This is a genomic window from Vibrio sp. Vb1755 (genome assembly GCF_033338635.1).
GTDB lineage: Bacteria > Pseudomonadota > Gammaproteobacteria > Enterobacterales > Vibrionaceae > Vibrio > Vibrio alginolyticus.
In genome coordinates this window covers 1-2,001 of sequence record NZ_JAWOTA010000067.1, presented here as the reverse complement: position 1 = coordinate 2,001, position 2,001 = coordinate 1, and the positions used below count along the sequence as shown (strand labels likewise).

At 46.7% G+C, this 2,001-nt stretch carries 2 protein-coding genes; both read right to left on the bottom strand.

Annotated elements, in window-relative coordinates:
* Window positions 1-724, bottom strand: a 724-nt coding sequence (locus R7E00_RS22565) for an alanine racemase (RefSeq protein ID WP_318124487.1), incomplete at its 3' end; no start/stop codon positions are given.
* A gap of 707 nt (window positions 725-1,431) precedes the next feature.
* Window positions 1,432-2,001: KamA family radical SAM protein (locus R7E00_RS22560; protein ID WP_318124486.1), on the bottom strand; the 570-nt coding region annotated here is incomplete at its 5' end.

Here is a 2,001-nt window from a genome sequence, read left to right as displayed (position 1 = left end):
TAGCCACGTGCAGTGTGATATCTTTACGTTTCAGACCTGCGCTGTCCATTAGCCACTTTGTTTCTACTTTGAAACGGTCAACCTTGCGGCGGATTTCATCAAGACCTTCATTCGGGAAGTGGGTCATCATACCTACGATTTTTAGGTTAGGATCGCTTGCGATTTCCACACCTTCAACCTGACCTTCATACGTTGTCAGATCCAGACCATTACGACCCATGCCTGAAGTATTCAGAGCAAGGTGAACAGGAATAACGGTATTGTAGTTGTATGCAATCTCGATGATTTGATCTGCCTGCATCTTAGTGCCAATCAGCTCTTCGATTTCGTACTGTACGCCGTTTTCAATTTCGTTGCGGCTAGCCGCACGGACACGCATGATCTTGCCTTCGAAGCCGTGCTCACGCACTACGCGAGCTTCTTCATTACTGGTGATACCCACACATGCAACGTTGTTCGCGATGATGCTAGGCATCAGGCCAGCGATACCGTTACCGTACGCGTCAGCCTTCATGATGGCACAGATCTGAGTGTTGCCCTTTAGATCCTTCTGAAGCAACTGAATATTATTTGAAAATGCCTGAGTATCAATTTCTAGCCAAGCGTTGCTCGCCTGAACGCGCTCTTCGCGCTCGCTGTCATCAAAATCAACTAGCAGAGGAGCGGCATGTGCGGCTGTTTGGCCCATCAGAGCCAGTGCAGTTAGGCTAAGTTTCAGTTTCAAAGGATATCTCCTGTTATGAGTTTTTTCTTCTTGTTGGTTGAAGTTAAAGTGTAAATAGATGCACAACGTCGCGTAGCGCAGTAGCTTTGCGTTTCCGCTCTTCAACCCCTTGTTGTGCGTCCTTAGTAGATAATCGGTTTTCTTCGGCACTGTTGCTCAGTGCGGCAAGATTGAATGAAAAGTGTTCGCAGGAAGAGATCTCTCTTTGACCGATTCAGTCCTCTCTTCCATGCTTTGGTAACGGTTGAGATTTCGCTGCGTAAACCGTTAAGTGAGGCGTTGGCCTGGTCGACAGAATGCTTGGTTATGTCCCGAATCATCGGTTTCAGCTAGGTAATGGTTGCCGCAATACTTTCTGGTGGACGGGTTAACTTTCCGCAGGGCTGCCTTAAAGGCGATGAAGGCATTTACCATTGCGTAGACTTCACGTTTACTGGCTACCGTTCTTAACGTCTTTCATCTTCAGTTTGGTTGAATATGGATGTCGTAAACTCGACCATTTTTCATCACAATAGTGTGATTCTTATTCCATATTTTGTGTCGCAAATAATCTAGGCGGCAGAGACTACATGAGACTTAAATGTTTTAGAACGGTTTGGTGTCTTTTTTATTGAGTTTTCTGAAAATAAACAAAAATCAGAGAGAAATCGTAAGATTTTGCGTCTCGACCGACACAAAATCTCATGATTTGTAGGGGTTATAGATGGTTATGCGAGGTGTAGGTCGAGCGGCGTTTTGCTTTTTCGGCCGCCGATTTCACGGGTGAGGGTCGGGATCAGGTAGCCAGAGACGTTTTCTAATAAGCCTGCCATTAGTTGTCGGGCTCGTTCGTCATCGACCATAAAGTGGGCCGCTCCCTGGACTTTGTCTAGCACGTGCAAGTAATACGGCAGGATCCCAGCATCGAACAGGGCCTCGCTGAGCTGGCTCAGGGCATCAACGGAATCATTAACGCCTCTTAGTAAAACTCCCTGGTTTAGCAGGGTGACATTGGCTTCTTTTAGTTTTTTCATTGCCTGGCGCAGCTCATCGTTAATCTCATTAGCATGGTTGATGTGCGTAACAAGGATAATTTGCAAGCGTGACGCTTTTAGCAACTGACACAGCTCATCTGTGATTCGAGCTGGGATCACTACAGGCAAACGGCTGTGAATGCGCAGACGTTTGATGTGCGGAATCTGAGCTATGTGTTCCAGCAGCCAATGAATCTCATCGTCTTTTGCCATTAATGGATCACCGCCAGAGAAAATCACCTCATAGAGCTCTGGTTTTTCCGC